This window comes from Streptomyces sp. NPDC107522, assembly GCF_055657525.1.
Window position 1 is genome coordinate 367226 of the sequence record NZ_JBVKAU010000006.1, and the last position, 15478, is coordinate 382703.

Annotated in this window: 13 protein-coding genes; 7 read left to right on the plus strand and 6 right to left on the minus strand. The window is 71.4% G+C overall.

The annotated features are described in order from the left end of the window. Positions 1 to 31: 31 nt before the first annotated feature. Both ACZ7L6_RS22000 and ACZ7L6_RS22005 read right to left on the minus strand, forming a co-directional pair. Positions 32 to 1699, minus strand: a complete 1668-nt coding sequence (locus ACZ7L6_RS22000; RefSeq protein WP_471926363.1) for an IclR family transcriptional regulator domain-containing protein — start codon at positions 1697 to 1699, stop codon at positions 32 to 34. Between the two features lie 103 nt (positions 1700 to 1802). Next, entirely contained in the window at positions 1803 to 3083 is a 1281-nt protein-coding gene (locus tag ACZ7L6_RS22005) for a M6 family metalloprotease domain-containing protein (protein ID WP_471926365.1), read from the minus strand. A gap of 258 nt (positions 3084 to 3341) precedes the next feature. Between ACZ7L6_RS22005 and ACZ7L6_RS22010 the strand changes: the two genes are divergently transcribed. Further along, positions 3342 to 3986 (plus strand): TetR/AcrR family transcriptional regulator, encoded by a 645-nt coding sequence (locus ACZ7L6_RS22010; protein ID WP_471926367.1) that lies wholly within the window; start codon positions 3342 to 3344, stop codon positions 3984 to 3986. A 178-nt stretch (positions 3987 to 4164) separates the two neighbouring features. After that, complete coding sequence (locus ACZ7L6_RS22015; protein WP_471926369.1) at positions 4165 to 5706, plus strand: MFS transporter; 1542 nt, start codon at positions 4165 to 4167, stop codon at positions 5704 to 5706. Between the two features lie 114 nt (positions 5707 to 5820). Here the strand turns inward: ACZ7L6_RS22015 and ACZ7L6_RS22020 are convergent, their stop codons facing one another. Continuing rightward, on the minus strand, positions 5821 to 6357 hold the full coding sequence (locus ACZ7L6_RS22020; RefSeq protein ID WP_471926371.1) for a MarR family winged helix-turn-helix transcriptional regulator: 537 nt from the start codon (positions 6355 to 6357) through the stop codon (positions 5821 to 5823). 137 nt (positions 6358 to 6494) lie between these two features. Here ACZ7L6_RS22020 and ACZ7L6_RS22025 point away from each other — a divergent pair, with 137 nt between their 5' ends. Continuing rightward, entirely contained in the window at positions 6495 to 7280 is a 786-nt protein-coding gene (locus ACZ7L6_RS22025; protein WP_471926373.1) for a dioxygenase family protein, read from the plus strand. A gap of 1 nt (position 7281) precedes the next feature. Here ACZ7L6_RS22025 and ACZ7L6_RS22030 read toward each other — a convergent pair whose 3' ends face one another. Then, a complete protein-coding gene (locus ACZ7L6_RS22030; RefSeq protein ID WP_471926375.1) occupies positions 7282 to 7812 on the minus strand; it encodes a GNAT family N-acetyltransferase in 531 nt (176 codons plus the stop codon). 169 nt (positions 7813 to 7981) lie between these two features. Between ACZ7L6_RS22030 and ACZ7L6_RS22035 the strand changes: the two genes are divergently transcribed. Both ACZ7L6_RS22035 and ACZ7L6_RS22040 read left to right on the plus strand, forming a co-directional pair. Further along, the gene (locus ACZ7L6_RS22035; RefSeq protein WP_398819411.1) at positions 7982 to 8980 is read left to right on the plus strand and encodes an RNA polymerase sigma factor RpoD/SigA; all 999 of its coding nucleotides are present in this window, start codon (positions 7982 to 7984) and stop codon (positions 8978 to 8980) included. A 634-nt stretch (positions 8981 to 9614) separates the two neighbouring features. Next, positions 9615 to 10319: a TetR/AcrR family transcriptional regulator gene (locus tag ACZ7L6_RS22040; RefSeq protein ID WP_471926377.1), complete on the plus strand. Its 705-nt coding sequence runs from the start codon at positions 9615 to 9617 to the stop codon at positions 10317 to 10319. A gap of 460 nt (positions 10320 to 10779) precedes the next feature. On the opposite strand, the gene ACZ7L6_RS22045 is transcribed toward ACZ7L6_RS22040, so the two are convergent. Beyond that, positions 10780 to 11757, minus strand: coding sequence for a helix-turn-helix transcriptional regulator (locus ACZ7L6_RS22045; protein WP_471926379.1), 978 nt, complete (start codon positions 11755 to 11757; stop codon positions 10780 to 10782). Positions 11758 to 11819: 62 nt separating this feature from the next. Between ACZ7L6_RS22045 and ACZ7L6_RS22050 the strand changes: the two genes are divergently transcribed. Further along, a complete protein-coding gene (locus ACZ7L6_RS22050) occupies positions 11820 to 13355 on the plus strand; it encodes an MFS transporter (RefSeq protein WP_471926381.1) in 1536 nt (511 codons plus the stop codon). A gap of 73 nt (positions 13356 to 13428) precedes the next feature. Here ACZ7L6_RS22050 and ACZ7L6_RS22055 read toward each other — a convergent pair whose 3' ends face one another. Next, positions 13429 to 13623, minus strand: a complete 195-nt coding sequence (locus ACZ7L6_RS22055; protein WP_471926383.1) for a hypothetical protein — start codon at positions 13621 to 13623, stop codon at positions 13429 to 13431. A 41-nt stretch (positions 13624 to 13664) separates the two neighbouring features. On the opposite strand from ACZ7L6_RS22055, the gene ACZ7L6_RS22060 reads away from it, so the two are divergent. Next, on the plus strand, positions 13665 to 15449 hold the full coding sequence (locus tag ACZ7L6_RS22060) for an aKG-HExxH-type peptide beta-hydroxylase (RefSeq protein WP_471926813.1): 1785 nt from the start codon (positions 13665 to 13667) through the stop codon (positions 15447 to 15449). Positions 15450 to 15478: the final 29 nt, after the last annotated feature.

Below are 15478 nucleotides of genomic sequence, written 5' to 3' on the forward strand. Positions count from 1 at the left end.
AGCGACTCGGCCTCAGCACATCGCAACAGCCTCAGGACATCGCGACCCGCGCGAACCGCCCCGCCACCCGCAGGTCCCGCTCCACCCGCCCGGCCGTCTCCACCAGCTCGGGCAGCACGTCCCGTACGCACTCCTCCACCGACCGCCGCGCCGCATGCATCGCCACGTTCACCGCGGCGACCACCCTGCCGCCGCGGTCGCGCACCGGTACCGCCACCGAGCGCAGGCCCTTCTCCAACTCCTCGTCGACCAGGGCGTATCCGCGGGCCCTGACGTCCTCCAGTACGGCCGTCAGCGTCGCGGGATCCGTGGTCGTACGCGGTGTCAGCGGGGACAGGTCCCCCAAGTGCCGTTCCCCGGCGGGGAGGTCAGCCAGGAGCACCCGGCCCAGCGAGGTCGCGTACGCCGGCAGTCGCGTGCCGACCGCGATGTCGACGCTCATCACGCGGGCGGTGGCCGCCCGGGCCGTGTACTGGATCTCCTCGCCGGACGGCGTCAGCACCGCCAGGGACGCCGACTCGTGGACCCGGTCGGCCAGTTCGGCCAGGTGGGGAGTGGCGATCCGCGCCAAGGACGTACGGGACAGGGGTGGAAAGCCCAGCGACAGGACACGGGGCGTCAGCGAGAAGGCACGCACGCCGCACGGGCGGACCAGGCCCAGATGCCCGTACGTGATGAGCGCCCTGCGTGCCGTGGCCCGGGACAGTCCGGTCGCCTGGGCCACGTCCGTGAGGGTCAGCTCGGCGCGTCCCTCGCCGAAGGCGGTCAGGACCGTCAGTCCGCGCGCCAGCGACTCGACGAACTCCCTGCCCAGTTCCTGCTTGGAGGCGCCCGTCCAGGTCGCCAGGCCCGCCGGAGCCGCCTCGCGCCGCGGCTCCGGGGCCTCGCGCAGCTCGCGTTCCATCTCCGCCACCGCCGTGCGCAGCCGGGGGAGGAGCGTGTCGCGCAGGTCCGCGGCCGTGTGGCGGCTCGTGTGGCTCACCACGTTCGCCACACAGGCGATACGGCCGCCCGCCCGGGGATCGCGCACCGGGACGGACACGGCGACCAGCCCCGGCTCGATCAACTGATCGTCCAGCGCCCAGCCGTCCTCCCGCGCCCGCGCCGCCCGGCGTTCGAAGTCCTCGTCGGAAGACACGTGCTCCCGGGGCGGTACGGCCGGAAAGCCGCGGTCTTGCGGATCCGCCGCACGGCGCTCGCGCCAGGCCCGCCACTCCGCGTCCGACCACAGCGTGGCGAACAGCGGGCCCGGCGCGGTGCGCTCGGCGGGCAGCAGGTCGCCGATGCGGAAGCTGAGGGACATCGCGCGGCGGCGCGTCGCCTGGTGGATGAAGCGGATGCCGTCGCGGTCGCCGACCGCCAGCGACACCGACTCGTCCAGCTCGTCGGCGAGCGCGTCCGCGTGCGGGGCGAGCAGGGCGGGCAGGCCCAGGGCGGCCAGATAGGCGTTGCCGAGTTCCATCACGCGGGGTGCCAGCACCACGTCACGGCCGTCGAGACGGACGTACCCCATGCGGGCGAGCGTGGACGCGATCCGGTCCACCGTGGAGCGGGCGAGCCCGGTGGCCCTCTCCAGCCCGCTCGCGCTCAGCGTCCCGCCGGCCTCCGTCAGCTGCCACAGCACCGCGACACCGCGGATCAGCGGCGTCACCGCCTCCGCCGGTACGGCGGGGGCGTCCTGGGTCGTCTTCGCGGGCATCGGCTCTCCGGTACGGCGTTCGCAGCAGGCTCACACCGTAATCCGCCGCACGCCCCCGCCCACGCCACGCCTGCGCCGCGCCCACCCCTACGCCTGTCCGTCCTTACTCCCGGGTCACCCGCACCCGGTAACTCCCCGCCACATCCGCCTCCACCACCGCGATCCGCACCCCCCGCTTCGTGTCCCGGAACTCCTCCCCCGGCACGAACGCCGCGTCCGAGAGCTCGGCGTGCACGTTCGGACTGCGGGTGCAGCCGCCGCTGTCCTGCCGGGCGTCGTGGACCTTCACCGGGCCCATCCCGGTGTCCACGTCCGCGTCGACCTTGTAGATCAGCACGCCGGGCCGGCACACGGTCTCGTCGTTGCCCTCGCGCGTGCGCACCTCGACGGCGTATCCGCTGCGGCGGTCCAGCGGTACGAACACCAGCTTCGGGCCGCCCTCGCGGGCCAGCGGCGTCAAGGCGTGGTCGGAGGTCCCGGGAGCGGCCGCGCACCGTACCTGCGCCGCGTCCAGCCAGCCCAGCTTCCACTTGTGCCAGCCGAGCAGGTCGTTGTTGGCCCCCCAGTCCTCGCTCATGATGTCCCAGTGCCCGACCGCGCTCCCGCCCTCGGCCGTGTACAGGTCGGGCAGCCCGAAGACGTGGCCGTTCTCGTGGGGGAGGACCCGGTAGCCGGTGCGGTGGTAGGAGCCGGAGCCGTCGTCCTGGCGGGAGTAGACGAAGGAGGCGTTCGCGACCGAGACGCCGTCCGCCACCGGGGCCTCGGTGTTGCCCGCGAAGGACACCGACAGGACCGTGTCCAGGGCCGAGGGGCCGGCGTTCGGCGTCACCAGCACGTTCAGGAAGTCGTACGACCGGAAGTCCACCCCGGGGTCGGCCGCGGCCACGATGTCCTGGACCAGCTGCCGGTACCCCGGGTCGAAGGGCGCGCCGCGCTCTATGCCGTAGGCGTGGAAGGACTTGGGCATGCGCAGCCAGTCGCGGATCGGGGTCTCGGGGCGGTAGTCGAGGCGGCCGTAGGAGCTGGTGCGGAACCACTCCTGGGTCTTCGGGAAGAACTCCGCGAAACGGTCGAGCGCCTTGCCCTGGCCGGGCGCGTCGGGGAAGTCGACCATCACGGTGAGGGCGTGGACGGTGCCGGTGGAGCGGGAGTAGCCGCGTGCCGTGGGCACGCCCTCCGACATCTGGACCGTCGGCCGGCCGCTGATCATGCAGGGGCCGAGGGGGGAGGAACGGGACAGGGCGATCGGTCCCGCCTGCGTTGCCGTCGAGGGGCCCGCCGTGTGGCGCCCGGTGCCTGCCGAGGTGCCGACCGCCAGGGTCAGGACGGTCACGGAGGCGAGGGCAACCGCACGGCGGGGGCGTATCCGACGGCTCGGCTGCATGCAGGGGCCCTTCCGTCCATGGCAGCCCGCCGACCGCGCACTGCGCCCTCTCGATCACCCTGTGTCGAGGGATGCGCGGGCGCGCGTTGGAAGAGACCGAACGTGGGTTCTTGCGAACAGAGACTTGTGATTCAGGTCACATGAAACTTTTCGGGAGGCGGGAAATAACCGGGGATCCCTTCCCCGTTTAGCCATGTGTCCGAGCGAAACGGGGACAGCTTCCCCGGATCGCCTCCCACTGGAACTCAGGAGTACGCCGTGCAGACCGCGACCCCCGTAGCGCGCAAGGCGAGCCGGCCGCGCGCCGACGCCCTGCGCAACCGGGAGCGGATCGTCACCGCCGCCCGGGAGATGTTCGTCGAACTCGGCCCCGACGTGCCGCTGGACGACATCGCCCGCCGGGCCGGCGTCGGCAACGCCACGGTGTACCGCAACTTCCCCGACCGCGACGCGCTGGTCCGCGAGGTCGTCTGCTCCGTCATGGAGCGCACGGCCGCGGCGGCGGAGCGCGCGCTCACGGAGACCGGGGATGCCTTCGAGGCCCTGGAGCGCTTCGTGCACACCGCCGCCGACGAGCGGATCAGCGCGCTGTGCCCGATGGTCCAGAGCACCTTCGACAAGCACCACCCGGATCTGGAAGCCGCACGCGAGCGGGTGGAGCAGCTGGTCGCGGAGATCATGGACCGCGCCAAGGCGGCCGGCCAGCTCCGCTCCGACGTGGACGTCGGTGACCTCATGCTCGCCGCGGCCCAGCTCAGCCGGCCCCCGGCCGGGACCGGGTGCCAGATCGCCGACCGCTTCGTCCACCGCCATCTGCAGCTGTTCCTGGACGGACTGCGGGCCCCGGCCCGTTCGGTCCTGCCGGGCACGGCACTGACCATGGAGGACCTGCGCCAGGCCTGACCGATCAGTACGGACCGATCAGTACCGCCCGATCAGTACAGACCGATTAGTTCAGACCGATTAGTTCAGAGCACAACAGCAGTCATCACCTCGACGATTCTCACCGGCCGTCACAGCCGACGAGCCGTCCCCTTTTCTTTCACTTTTTCCGTCACGAAGTCCCGAAGTGGGTACCCCCATGTCTGAAACAGCCGCAAAGGCTCCCGGCACACCGGCGACATCCGGTGACGCCAACCGCTGGAAAGCGCTCGTCTTCATCGCGCTCGCCCAGCTGATGGTCGTCCTCGACGCGACCATCGTGAACATCGCCCTGCCCTCCGCCCAGCAGGACCTGGGCATCTCGGACGGCAACCGCCAGTGGGTCGTCACGGCCTACGCCCTCGCCTTCGGCGGTCTGCTGCTGTTCGGCGGCCGGATAGCCGACCTGTGGGGCCGCAAGCGCGCCTTCGTGGTCGGCCTGATCGGCTTCGCCGGTGCCTCCGCGCTCGGCGGTGCGGCCACCAACGAGGCGATGATGTTCGGTGCCCGCGCCCTGCAGGGTGTCTTCGGCGCGCTGCTCGCGCCCGCCGCGCTCTCGCTGCTCGCCGTGATGTTCACCGACGCCAAGGAACGTGCCAAGGCGTTCGGTATCTACGGCGCCATCGCCGGTGGTGGCGGTGCCGTCGGCTTCATCCTCGGTGGTGTGCTGACCGAGTACATGGACTGGCGCTGGACGTTCTTCGTCAACATCCCGTTCGCGATCGTCGCCGCGCTCGGCGCGTACTTCGTCATCCGTGAGCCGGAGGGCGGCCGTAACCGCAACCCGCTCGACATCCCCGGCGTCCTGCTGTCCACCCTGGGCCTGGTCGCGCTGGTCTACGGCTTCACCCGCGCCGAGTCCGACGGCTGGGGCGACTCCGTGACCGTGGGCATGTTCGTCGCCTCCGCGGTCCTGCTGCTCGCCTTCGTCGTCACCGAGGCCAAGGTCAAGGCCCCGCTGCTGCCGCTGCGCGTGGTCACCGACCGCAACCGCGGCGGCGTCTACCTCTCCCTCGGCATCGCGATCATCGCGATGTTCGGCACCTTCCTGTTCCTGACCTACTACCTGCAGATCGTGAAGGGCTACTCGCCGATCAAGACCGGCTTCGCCTTCATGCCGATGATCGTCGGCATGATGGTCGGCTCGACCCAGATCGGCACCCGCCTGATGACCCGTCTGCCGGCCCGCCTGCTGATGGGCCCCGGCTTCCTGGTCGCCGCGATCGGCATGCTGCTGATGACGCAGCTGGAGATCGGCTCGTCGTACACCTCGACCATCCTGCCGTCGATGCTGCTGCTCGGTCTCGGCATGGGTACGGCGTTCATGCCGGCCATGTCCCTGGCCACCCTGGGCGTCGAGCCCCGGGACGCCGGTGTCGCCTCCGCGATGGTCAACACCTCGCAGCAGGTGGGCGGCGCGATCGGCACGGCCCTGCTGAACACGATCGCCGCCTCGGCCACCACCTCCTACATCGCCGACCACATCGGCTCCGCGACCTCCAGGTCGCAGCAGCAGCTGGTGGCGCTGCAGGGCCAGGTGCACGGCTACACCAACGCGATCTGGTTCGCCGTCGGCATGCTGGTGCTCGCCGCGGTGATCGTCGTGACCTTCGTCAACGCCGGCCGTCCGGGCGGTACGACGGTGGCGTCCTCGGAGGAGGACGTCGAGGACGAGGTGGCGGTGCCGGTCGTCGCGCACTGACAGCCGACGACGACCGTACGGCCGTACCCCTTGGGACCAGGCGTACGTACGGGGATGGGGACGCTCCGTACGTACGGCCTCGAAGGACCTGCCCCGGCTTCCTGAACGAGCGGTTCAGCGGAGCCAGGGCAGGTCCGCACCCGCTTCGCTGGGCTGCAGGCCCTCGGCGACGATCTGCATGATCTCGCCGAGGGCCCTTTGCTGTTCGGGGGAGAGCCGGTCGAACATGGCCTGGCGTACGGCCTCCACATGGCCCGGGGCCGTCTGCTTCAGCACCTGGAGGCCCTGGTCGGTCAGCACGGCGAACTGGCCCCGCTTGTCGTCGGGGCAGTCCTCGCGCCGGACCCAGCCGTTCTTCTCCAGCCGGGCGACGGCGTGCGAGAGCCGGGAGCGGGTGATCTTCGCGTACATCGCCAGCTCGGTCATCCGCAGCCGGCGGCGCGGAGACTCGGCGAGCTTGACGAGCAGGCCGTAGTAGACGTGCGGCATGCCCGCGTCCCGCTGGAGCTGGCGGTCCAGGTAGTCCTCGAGCAGCGTGGTCGCGTCGATGTAGGAGCGCCAGACGCGCTGCTCCTCGTCGGTGAGCCAGCGTGGTTCCTCCCCGGAGGCGGGGTCGGACGCCGGGGGCGCGGAGGTCGATGCCGTGTTCATGTACTCCACTGTACGAGAGCTCTCCTTGAAGTTTTAACTACCTGGGCGTACGGTCGTGACAAGAGAAGTTTTAGATTTGAAGCAAGTAGTTCCAGTGAAGCGAGTAGGGCCTCGGTCCCTCGGAGGGAGTCACCACCATGTCCGCCGCCACGCAGGAGCGCATGCCCGCTCTCTATCTCAGCCACGGCGCCCCGCCGCTCGCGGACGATCCCGTATGGCCCGGTGAGCTCGCCGCCTGGTCGGCCGGCCTGCCGCGCCCCAAGGCGATCCTCATGGTCTCCGCCCACTGGGAGGAGGCCCCGCTCGCCATCGGTGCCACCGAGACCGTTCCTCTCGTCTACGACTTCTGGGGATTCCCCGAGCACTACTACCAGGTGAGGTACGGCGCGCCCGGTGCTCCCCGACTCGCAGAATCCGTACGGAAGCTGCTGCGCGCCCCCGGCGCACCCGTGCAGGACTTCCCGGACCGCGGCCTCGACCACGGCGCCTACGTCCCGCTCGTCGAGATGTACCCCGAGGCCGACATCCCTGTCCTGCAGATCTCCATGCCGACCCTGGACCCGCTGAAGCTGATGGAGATCGGCCGCAAGCTGGCTCCCCTGCGTGACGAGGGCGTCCTGATCGTCGGCTCCGGCTTCTTCACCCACAACCTGGCCGCCCTGCGCCAGGGCGGCATCCCCGCCTGGTCCGTGGAGTTCGACGACTGGGGCCGCCGGGCCCTGGAGAACCGTGACTGGGACGGGCTGCTGGACTTCCTCCACAAGGCCCCGGCCGGCCGCTACGCGCACCCGCGCACCGAGCACTTCGCCCCGCTGTTCGTGACGATGGGTGCGGCGGACGCGACGGGCGAGCTGGACGGCCAGAAGTCCGTGATCGACGGGTTCTGGATGGGGCTGGCGAAGCGGTCGGTGCAGTTCGGCTGACCTACAGGTCCTTTTCGTACCAGGCGACGTCCCAATATCGGCCGAACTTGCGCCCCACCTCGCGGTAGGTCCCGACGTGGCGGAACCCGAACCGCTCGTGCAGCCGCACGGACGCCTCGTTGGGCAGCGCGATCCCGGCGTAGGCCCGGTGCAGATCCTCGTCGGCGAGAGCCTCGAACAGAGCCTTGTAGAGGAGTGTGCCGACGCCGCGGCCGCCCACGCGCGGGGCGAGGTAGATCGAGACCTCCACGGAGGTCTCGTACGCCGGCTTCGGCCGAAAGGCGCTGGATGTGGCGTACCCCAGGATTTCCTGAGAGTTCCCTGAGGAGTCCGCCGCCCCGGCAACCATCAGCCGATGCGGCCCGTCTTCAGGGTGGGAGAGCAGCCAAGGGCGGCGCTCTTCCGGTGTGAAGACCGCGGTATCGAATGTGATGGGCGTCTCACGTACGTAGTGGTTGTAGATGTCGGTGAGGGCTTCGAGGTCGCTTTCGACTCCTGGCCTGACCTGCACCTCTGTACGTTCCGACGGCATCGGGCCTCCTCGTGTGGCCGGACAGGGTACTGCAAGATCAGAAAAATAGGGGGGCGGGTTGGGAATTCTGTCCTGATTCCAGTCGTTGTTTCCATCGAATGCCGGGCACTCGAGAAGAGTCCCAAGCGTTCACGGACCACCCGCCAGCCCACATCGCAAGGGAGCACGCATGGCAACCCGTGCCGTCGCCCGTCGTCAGTCCGCCACCGGCGAGGCCGTCGACGCGGCAAGCAGTGTTCGCGCCCATGGCGGCGAGATCGCGGACCGCGACCTGGTCGGCATGTACCTCGACGAGATCGCGCGTACGCCGCTGCTCGACGCCGCCAAAGAGGTCGAGCTGTCGCAGATCATCGAAGCGGGTGTGTTCGCAAGGCAGGTCCTCGACGGATACGAGGAGTCCAAGGCGGACGCCACCCGTGAAGAACTCGAGGCCCTGGTGGCCGAGGGAGAGCGGGCCAAGGACATCTTCATCCGCTCCAACCTCCGCCTGGTCGTGGCGGTGGCCCGCCGCTACCCGCGCAGCGGCCTGCCCCTGCTCGACCTGATCCAGGAGGGCAACGCCGGTCTGGTGCGCGCGGTGGAGAAGTTCGACTACCGCAAGGGCTTCAAGTTCTCGACGTACGCGACGTGGTGGATCCGTCAGGCCATCACCCGCTCGATAGCGGACCAGTCCCGCACGATCCGCCTCCCCGTCCACCTGGTCGAGGAGCTGGGCCGCATCCGCCGCGTCCAGCGCGAGTTCAACCGGGAGAACGGCCGGGACCCGGAGCCCGCGGAGATCGCCGCGGAGCTCGGCTCGACCCCGGAGCGCGTCTCGGACGTCCTCGACTGGGCCCGCGACCCGGTCTCCCTCAACATGTCGGTGGACGACGAGGGCGAGACCCAGTTCGGCGACCTGCTGGAGGACACGTCCGCGGTCTCTCCCGAACAGTCCGTCCTGACCCTCCTCCGCAGCGAGGAACTGGACGACCTGATCGGCCGCCTCGACCAGCGCACGGCGTCCATCATCAAGATGCGGTACGGCATCGAGGACGGCCGCGAGCGCACCCTGACCGAGGTCGGCAAGGAGCACGGGCTGACCCGCGAGCGCATCCGGCAGATCGAGAAGCACGCCCTGCTGGAGCTGAAGAAGCTGGCGCGCAGCACCGGCTTCGACGCGGCGGCGTAACGCCTCCGGCGGCAGCGCCGTGGGCGGTGCGGGCCGGTGGAGCATGGTCGAGTGCCGTGCCGGGATGCCGTCCGGGGGCGTGCGACCGGTGGCGGGCGCGTACGCCGGGTGGCGAAAGACCGCGCAAACATGGCGATGTAACGCCGCTTCAACCGACTGGCCCCCGGGAACAAGACCTCAGGGCAAGGGAGTTCGAACCCTGAGGTCCCCGGCGTTGCGGGCTACGGTCTCCGGCCTCGTGCCCGACCCCGAGCCCCGACGGGATCCACCGCGGACGCACCACCACAGACCTGACCCACCACCAGCAGACCAAGTCCCGACGCACTCCCCCCGGCGCCGGGACTCTCCCTGAGCCGGGCTTCGGCGCCTATCCCCCCTGGGTGCCGGGGCCCGGCTCCTTTGGCTTCCGGGGAGACCGGGCGCCCCTGGCCCTGGCCCGGACAGGGTGATGGGGAGCTGAGGTCGGGAGAGGCTCACGGTCTCCCGGGGCCACGCCGGCCATGGACTTCGGCGCCACCCGCCGGAATTGGCTCCGGAACCCCGGCAAGCTGGGCGGGTGGGTCACCCCGTACCTGAACCACGGGGTGGCCCACCCGGATGGCAGATTGTGCCACATGGGCATACCCTGCCGAGCGTGAGCAGCCCCACCCCCGCACAGCCCTCCTCCGCTCCGTCCCCCTCACTGACGGAGCGACGCAAGGCGGCGACCCGCATGGAGATCGCCCGCGCCGCGGCCGGCCTCTTCGTGCAGCAGGGTCTGCGGGCCACCCGAGCCGAGGACATCGCCCAGGCCGCCGGAGTGGCGCCGCGCACCTTCTACCGCTACTTCGCCACCAAGGAGGAGGCGGTGGCCCCGCTCTACACGGCGGGCGCCGACCGCTGGACGGAAGCGGTCCGAAACGCCCCCGCCGAGCTGTCCGTACCCGAGGCTCTCGAACACGCCGTCCGGCACACCCTGACACCGGGCGCGGGCGTGTCCCCGGCCTCCTGGGAGTGGGTCCGCACCTTGGTCCGCCTGGCCACGACGAGCCCCGCACTGCGGAAGGTGTGGGCGGAGGTCTGCCATGAGGGGGAGGCGAGGCTGGCGGAGGTGTTGGCGGGCAGGAACGCCCACCCCGGAGCCGGCTCCGACAACGTTGCCGAAGCCGCCCCGGCGGAGTCTCCAGACCTCCGCTTCGCCGCCGCCGTGGCCGCCGCGGCCGTACGCGTGGCCGTCGAGACCTGGGCGGCGGGGGAGGGGGCGGCCGACGGGCCGCAGGGTCCGGCGGCACTGGCGGTGCGCAATCTGGAGGCGCTGAGGGACTTCCCGTGGGGCGACATCGTGGTGCCGCCCGCTTGAGAGGTTGCACGGCGTGGAGGCTGGGCGGCGGTGGGTGCGCTCGCCCGCGCCGGCGGGGTGCCGCCTCTGTGGGTCGGGAGCCGCCCCAGCGGCACGACTGCCCGCAGCTGGGCACGCTGCTGCGGTCACGTGGCGCTGGCGCGTACCCCGCGCGGGCCCGCGGCCAGGCACGCTGCTGCGGCCATGCGGCGAGGGCGCGTACCCCCACGCACCCGCGGTCGCGTACGGCGGGAAGGGGACGTGTCGGGGGGTGTCCGCCCGCAGTGGCCGGCGTCAAGAAACGGCACCTCCCTGCCCGACCCCGGCCGCCGGTCCGAGGACGGACACCCCCCGGCACGGCCCCGACCCACAAACCGACCGCAGGCGCTACGCGCACCCCCACCGAACCCGCACAGGCGCCGCAGGCATCAACGCGCACCCCCACCCAGCCGCGCGCACAGGCCGTCGCAAGCCCCCCGCCTCAACCGCCGGAGGCAGAAGCACCCGCCCGGCTCAACCGCGCCCCCAACTCCCGTACACACCGCACCAGTTCCTCCGGCGACTCCACCACGAACTCGCAGTCCACCATCGCCAGCCGAACCGCCATCCACTCCACGGAGTCCCCAGCCGTACCCCGCAGCCGGCACCGCCGGTCGTCGATCGGCTCGGGCGCCCCCACCCACCCCGGCAACCGGGCCGCCACGAACTCCGCGGGCGCATCGAACGTCACGGAGAACTCGTACGTCTCCTGCCGCCGCCACATCGACTGCCGCAGATACTCCGCCGCACTCCCCGACGGCAACTCCCGCGGAGCGAACCGCGCCCCCGTGGCGAACGGCTCGCTCACCCGGTCGACCCGGAACGTCCGCCAGTCCTCCCGGTCGAGGTCGTACGCGACGAGGTACCAGCGCCGCCCCGTCGACACCAACCGATACGGCTCGGTCGAGCGACGCGACTGCGCCCCGTCCCCCGCCCGGTAGGCGAACCGCAACCGCTCATGCCCCGCCACACACGACGCCATCACGGTCAGCGTATCCGGCGCGATGCTCGCCCCGTCCCCGCTGGTCAGCGGCATCGTCGCGGCCTGCAGAGTGGACACCCGGTGCCGCAGTCGCGACGGCAGCACCTGCTCCAGCTTCGCCAGCGCCCGCACCGACGCCTCCTCCACCCCCTCGACCGCGTGCCCGGCCCCGGCCCGCAGCCCGACCGCGATCGCCACGGCCTCCTCGTCGTCCAGGACGAGCGGCGGCATCGCCTTGCCCGCGACGAGCCGGTACCCGCCGTCGGCCCCCTTGGTCGCCTGCACGGGATACCCCAGCTCCCGCAACCGGTCGATGTCCCGCCGCACCGTGCGCCGGGACACCCCCAGCCGGTCCGCGAGCTCGCCACCGGGCCATTCGCGAGGCGTCTGGAGGAGGGAAAGGAGCGTCAGGAGCCGTGCCGGAGTGTCCGTCGTCATGCATCCGAGGATGCCGCACGAGTAGGACACGATCTGACCTAATGCGGGTCTACCTTCGAGCCATGACCTCCACCGAGACCCTCATCGATCGGGCGCCGTCCGCTCCGGCTCCCACGGCCGACCGACGCCGCTGGTTCGCTCTCGCCATCGTGATGACCGCGGCGTTCATGGACCTCGTCGACGTCACGATCGTCAACATCGCGATCCCGTCGATCCAGCAGAACGCGGGCGCGTCCTTCAGCCAGATCCAGTGGATCACCGCCGGCTACGCCCTCGCCTTCGCCGCAGGCCTGATCACCGGCGGCCGCCTCGGCGACATACACGGCCGCAAGCGGCTCTTCCTGATCGGCATCGGCGGCTTCACCGTCGCCTCGGCCCTGTGCGGCTTCGCCGCGAACCCGGAGATGCTGGTCGCCTCCCGCCTGCTGCAGGGCGCGATGGCGGCGCTGATGGTCCCGCAGGTCCTGTCGATCGTGCACGCCACCTTCCCGGCCCACGAACGCGGCAAGGTATTCGGCATGTTCGGTGCGGTCGTCGGCCTCGGTGCGGTCACCGGCCCGCTGCTGGGCGCACTGCTGACGGAGTGGAACCTCTTCGGCCTCGAATGGCGCCCGATCTTCCTCATCAACCTCCCGGTCGGCATCGCGGGCCTGATCCTCGGCAGCCGCTTCATCACCGAGTCCAAGGCGCCGAAGGCGCTGAAGCTGGACCTGGTCGGCGTCGTCCTCGTCACCGTCGGCCTGCTGATGCTGCTCTACCCGCTCACCCGCGGGCGCGAGCTGGGCTGGCCGCTGTGGGGGTACGTCTCGATGGCCGGCGCACTCGTCGTCTTCGCGGCGCTGGTGGCCTACGAACGGCGCAAGACCGCCCGCGACGGCTCCCCGCTGGTCGAACTGTCCCTGTTCAAGGTGAAGAGCTTCGCGGCCGGCATCGCCGTGCAGACCGTGTTCGGCATCGCACTCGGCATCTTCTTCCTGGTCTGGACGCTGTACATGCAGATCGGCCTGGGCTGGAGCCCGCTGAAGGCCGGCCTGACCGGGATCCCGTTCTCCATCGCCGTCTCGACGGCGGCCGGCATGTCCGTCCAGAAGCTGGTCCCGCGCTTCGGCCGCAAGGTGCTCCAGGCGGGCGCGCTGGTGCTGGCGGCGGGCGTCCTGCTCTACATGTGGGAGTCCGAGCACTACGGCCTGACGATCGCCCCCTGGCAGATGGCGCTCCCCCTGGTCGTCATGGGCGTCGGCATGGGCCTGATCGTCGCCCCGCTGACGGACGCGATCCTCTCCGAGGTGCCCCGCGAGCACGCGGGTTCGGCGTCGGGCCTCATCAACACCGTGCAGCAGATGGGGAACGCGCTCGGCCTCGGTCTGGTGTCGGTGGTCTTCTTCGGCACGATGAGCGACCGCCTCGCCCCGGCCCAGGTGGGCCCGGCCTTCGCGGACGCCTTCCAGAACGCGCTGGGCTGGGTGGCCGCGGTGATGACCGTCATCTTCCTGCTGATGTTCGCACTGCCGAAGCGTCCGGCCCAGCACGTGGAGGGCGCCCCTGCCTCGGAGGACGCCGGGGAGGGGGCGGCCAAGGAGCCGGTCCTCGCGGGATGAGTGGTGGAGCGTGCGCTCGCTGTCCGGTCGGACCGCGGGCGCACCGCGCTGCTACGCCGCGAAGGCCTTGGTCCTAACTGCCGTCACTGCCCGCGATCGTGGACAGAGGCCGGTCGACCAGGCGTCGCAGCCGCTCACCGGACGGCTGAAGCGCCGCTCCATCAAGGGCCGCCAGCTCCCCCAACGACAGGCCCGACAGCGTGGGGAGCCAGGACTGCGCCACCTCAGACGCCGGTTCCTGGGGGGTGCGGTGTTCCCTCGATGACATGGCGTCACCGTATCCCATAGCTTAAGGTGCGGCGCGTGCCGATGCCCCTTCATCACCTCTCCGCCGATGTCCTGCGATCGCTGGCCTCCGTCACCGAGGACGAAGAAGCCGTCGCCTTCCTGCTGGACGCGGAGACGAGCCGTCGGCTCCTGTTGCTGCGGATGATCCTGGACCGTGCGGCGGAGGCGGCACCGAGCGACACCGCCGGCCTGCACCGGGACTGGCAGCTGCTGGAGGCTGCCGAGCGGGTGGATCGAGTGGCATTCGGTGCGGCGCTGCTCGACCCGCAGGTGGGGGTGTGGGCGGCGACGCTGTTGCGCAGGCTGACCAGGCCGGATCCGGCGGCCGCCGAGGGCGAGGCACCGCTGCGCGTGGAGCTGGGATTCCTGGGCCAGCTGGCGGCGGCGGTGTTCATCGAGGCCGGAGCCGACTTCCGTGCGCACGTGCCCGTCCGGGACGGTCGGGTCTTCCTGCCGGGTCTGGGCCGGGCGACCGTCGGCGGTGATCCCTGGGGCACCGCCGAGGTGTGGGCGCGGGAGGGCGTGGTCCGCCTCGCGGCGGGCGGTACGACAGTGACGCTGCCGGACGAGACGGACGGCGACGCCCCGGGCTGGGAAGGGCTGCGCAGGCTCCGCACCGAGCATGCCGGGGTGACCCTCACCCTCACGCTCGACGACCTGGGGCCGTATCTGACGGTGGCGGCGCTGCCGACGGCCGGACGACTCTCCACCGCGCAGTTCGACTCCTGGCGGCGCTGGTTCGGGCGCATGTGGTCGATGCTGGTGGACGGCCACCCGGCCAGTGCCCGGGCGCTGGCCGCCGGATTGCGGTCCGTGGTCCCACTGCCTCGCGGCGAGCGACTGCGTGCGCGGGCGGCGTCGTCCAGTGATGCGTTCGGGTGCCTGCTGTTGTCCGAGCCGGACGAGGACGAGGTGCTCCCGGCGCAGCTCGGTGTGGCCCTCGTCCACGAGTTCCGGCACACCCTGCTCAACGGCCTCATCTTTCTGGCGCCGCTGTTCGAGGAGCACGACGACCTGTTCCACGCCCCCTGGCGCGACGATCCTCGGCCACTGGGAGGGCTGGTACACGGGGCGTATGCCTTCTCGGGTGTCGCGCACTACTGGCGCACGCGCGGTACGGAGGGGCTCGCCGGCTTTGAGTTCGCCCTGTGGGCGAGAGCCGTGCGCTCCGTGCTCGAGGCGTTGCACGACCATCCCGCGCTCACTCCACTGGGGCGCGCGCTGCTCGAAGCGCTCGCAGAGCAGACCGCGCACTGGCACGAGGAGCCGGTGGGGGCGCGCGAACTGCGCCTCGCCCACCTGGCGGCCGTACACCACCACGCCACCTGGCGCGCCCACCACCTGCGCACCAGCCCGGCCTACGCGGAGGCGCTCGCGGACGCATGGGTGGCAGGGCAGCGCAAGGAGGCAGGTACGCGCCCCCAGCCCGAACTGCGCGCCGACCCCCGGGCCTGCCGACTCGACACCCTGGCGCTCCTGGCGCGCCTCAGCCTCATCGCCCCTGCCGAGTTCGACGCCCTGTGCGACGAGGCGGACCCGGCGAGCCGCGTGCCCGGAGCCGGTTCGGCGGATCTGGCCCTGGTGAGGGGCGATGCTCAGACCGCGGTGAAGCTGTACGCCGAAGAGCTCACCGTTCCCGGAGCCCGGCCCGCGGCCTGGGCCGGGCTGGGGCTGGCGCTGGCCGAGTGCGGTGAGCGGGACGCCGGAGCGGCCCTGACCGGCCACCCCGAACTCGCGGTCGCCGTCAGCCGGTCCCTGCCCGTGCCGCCGGACCCGGTGGCGCTGGCACGCTGGCTGGCCGGGTAGGGCCGCTCCGGCCGGCCCGTTCGGCACGG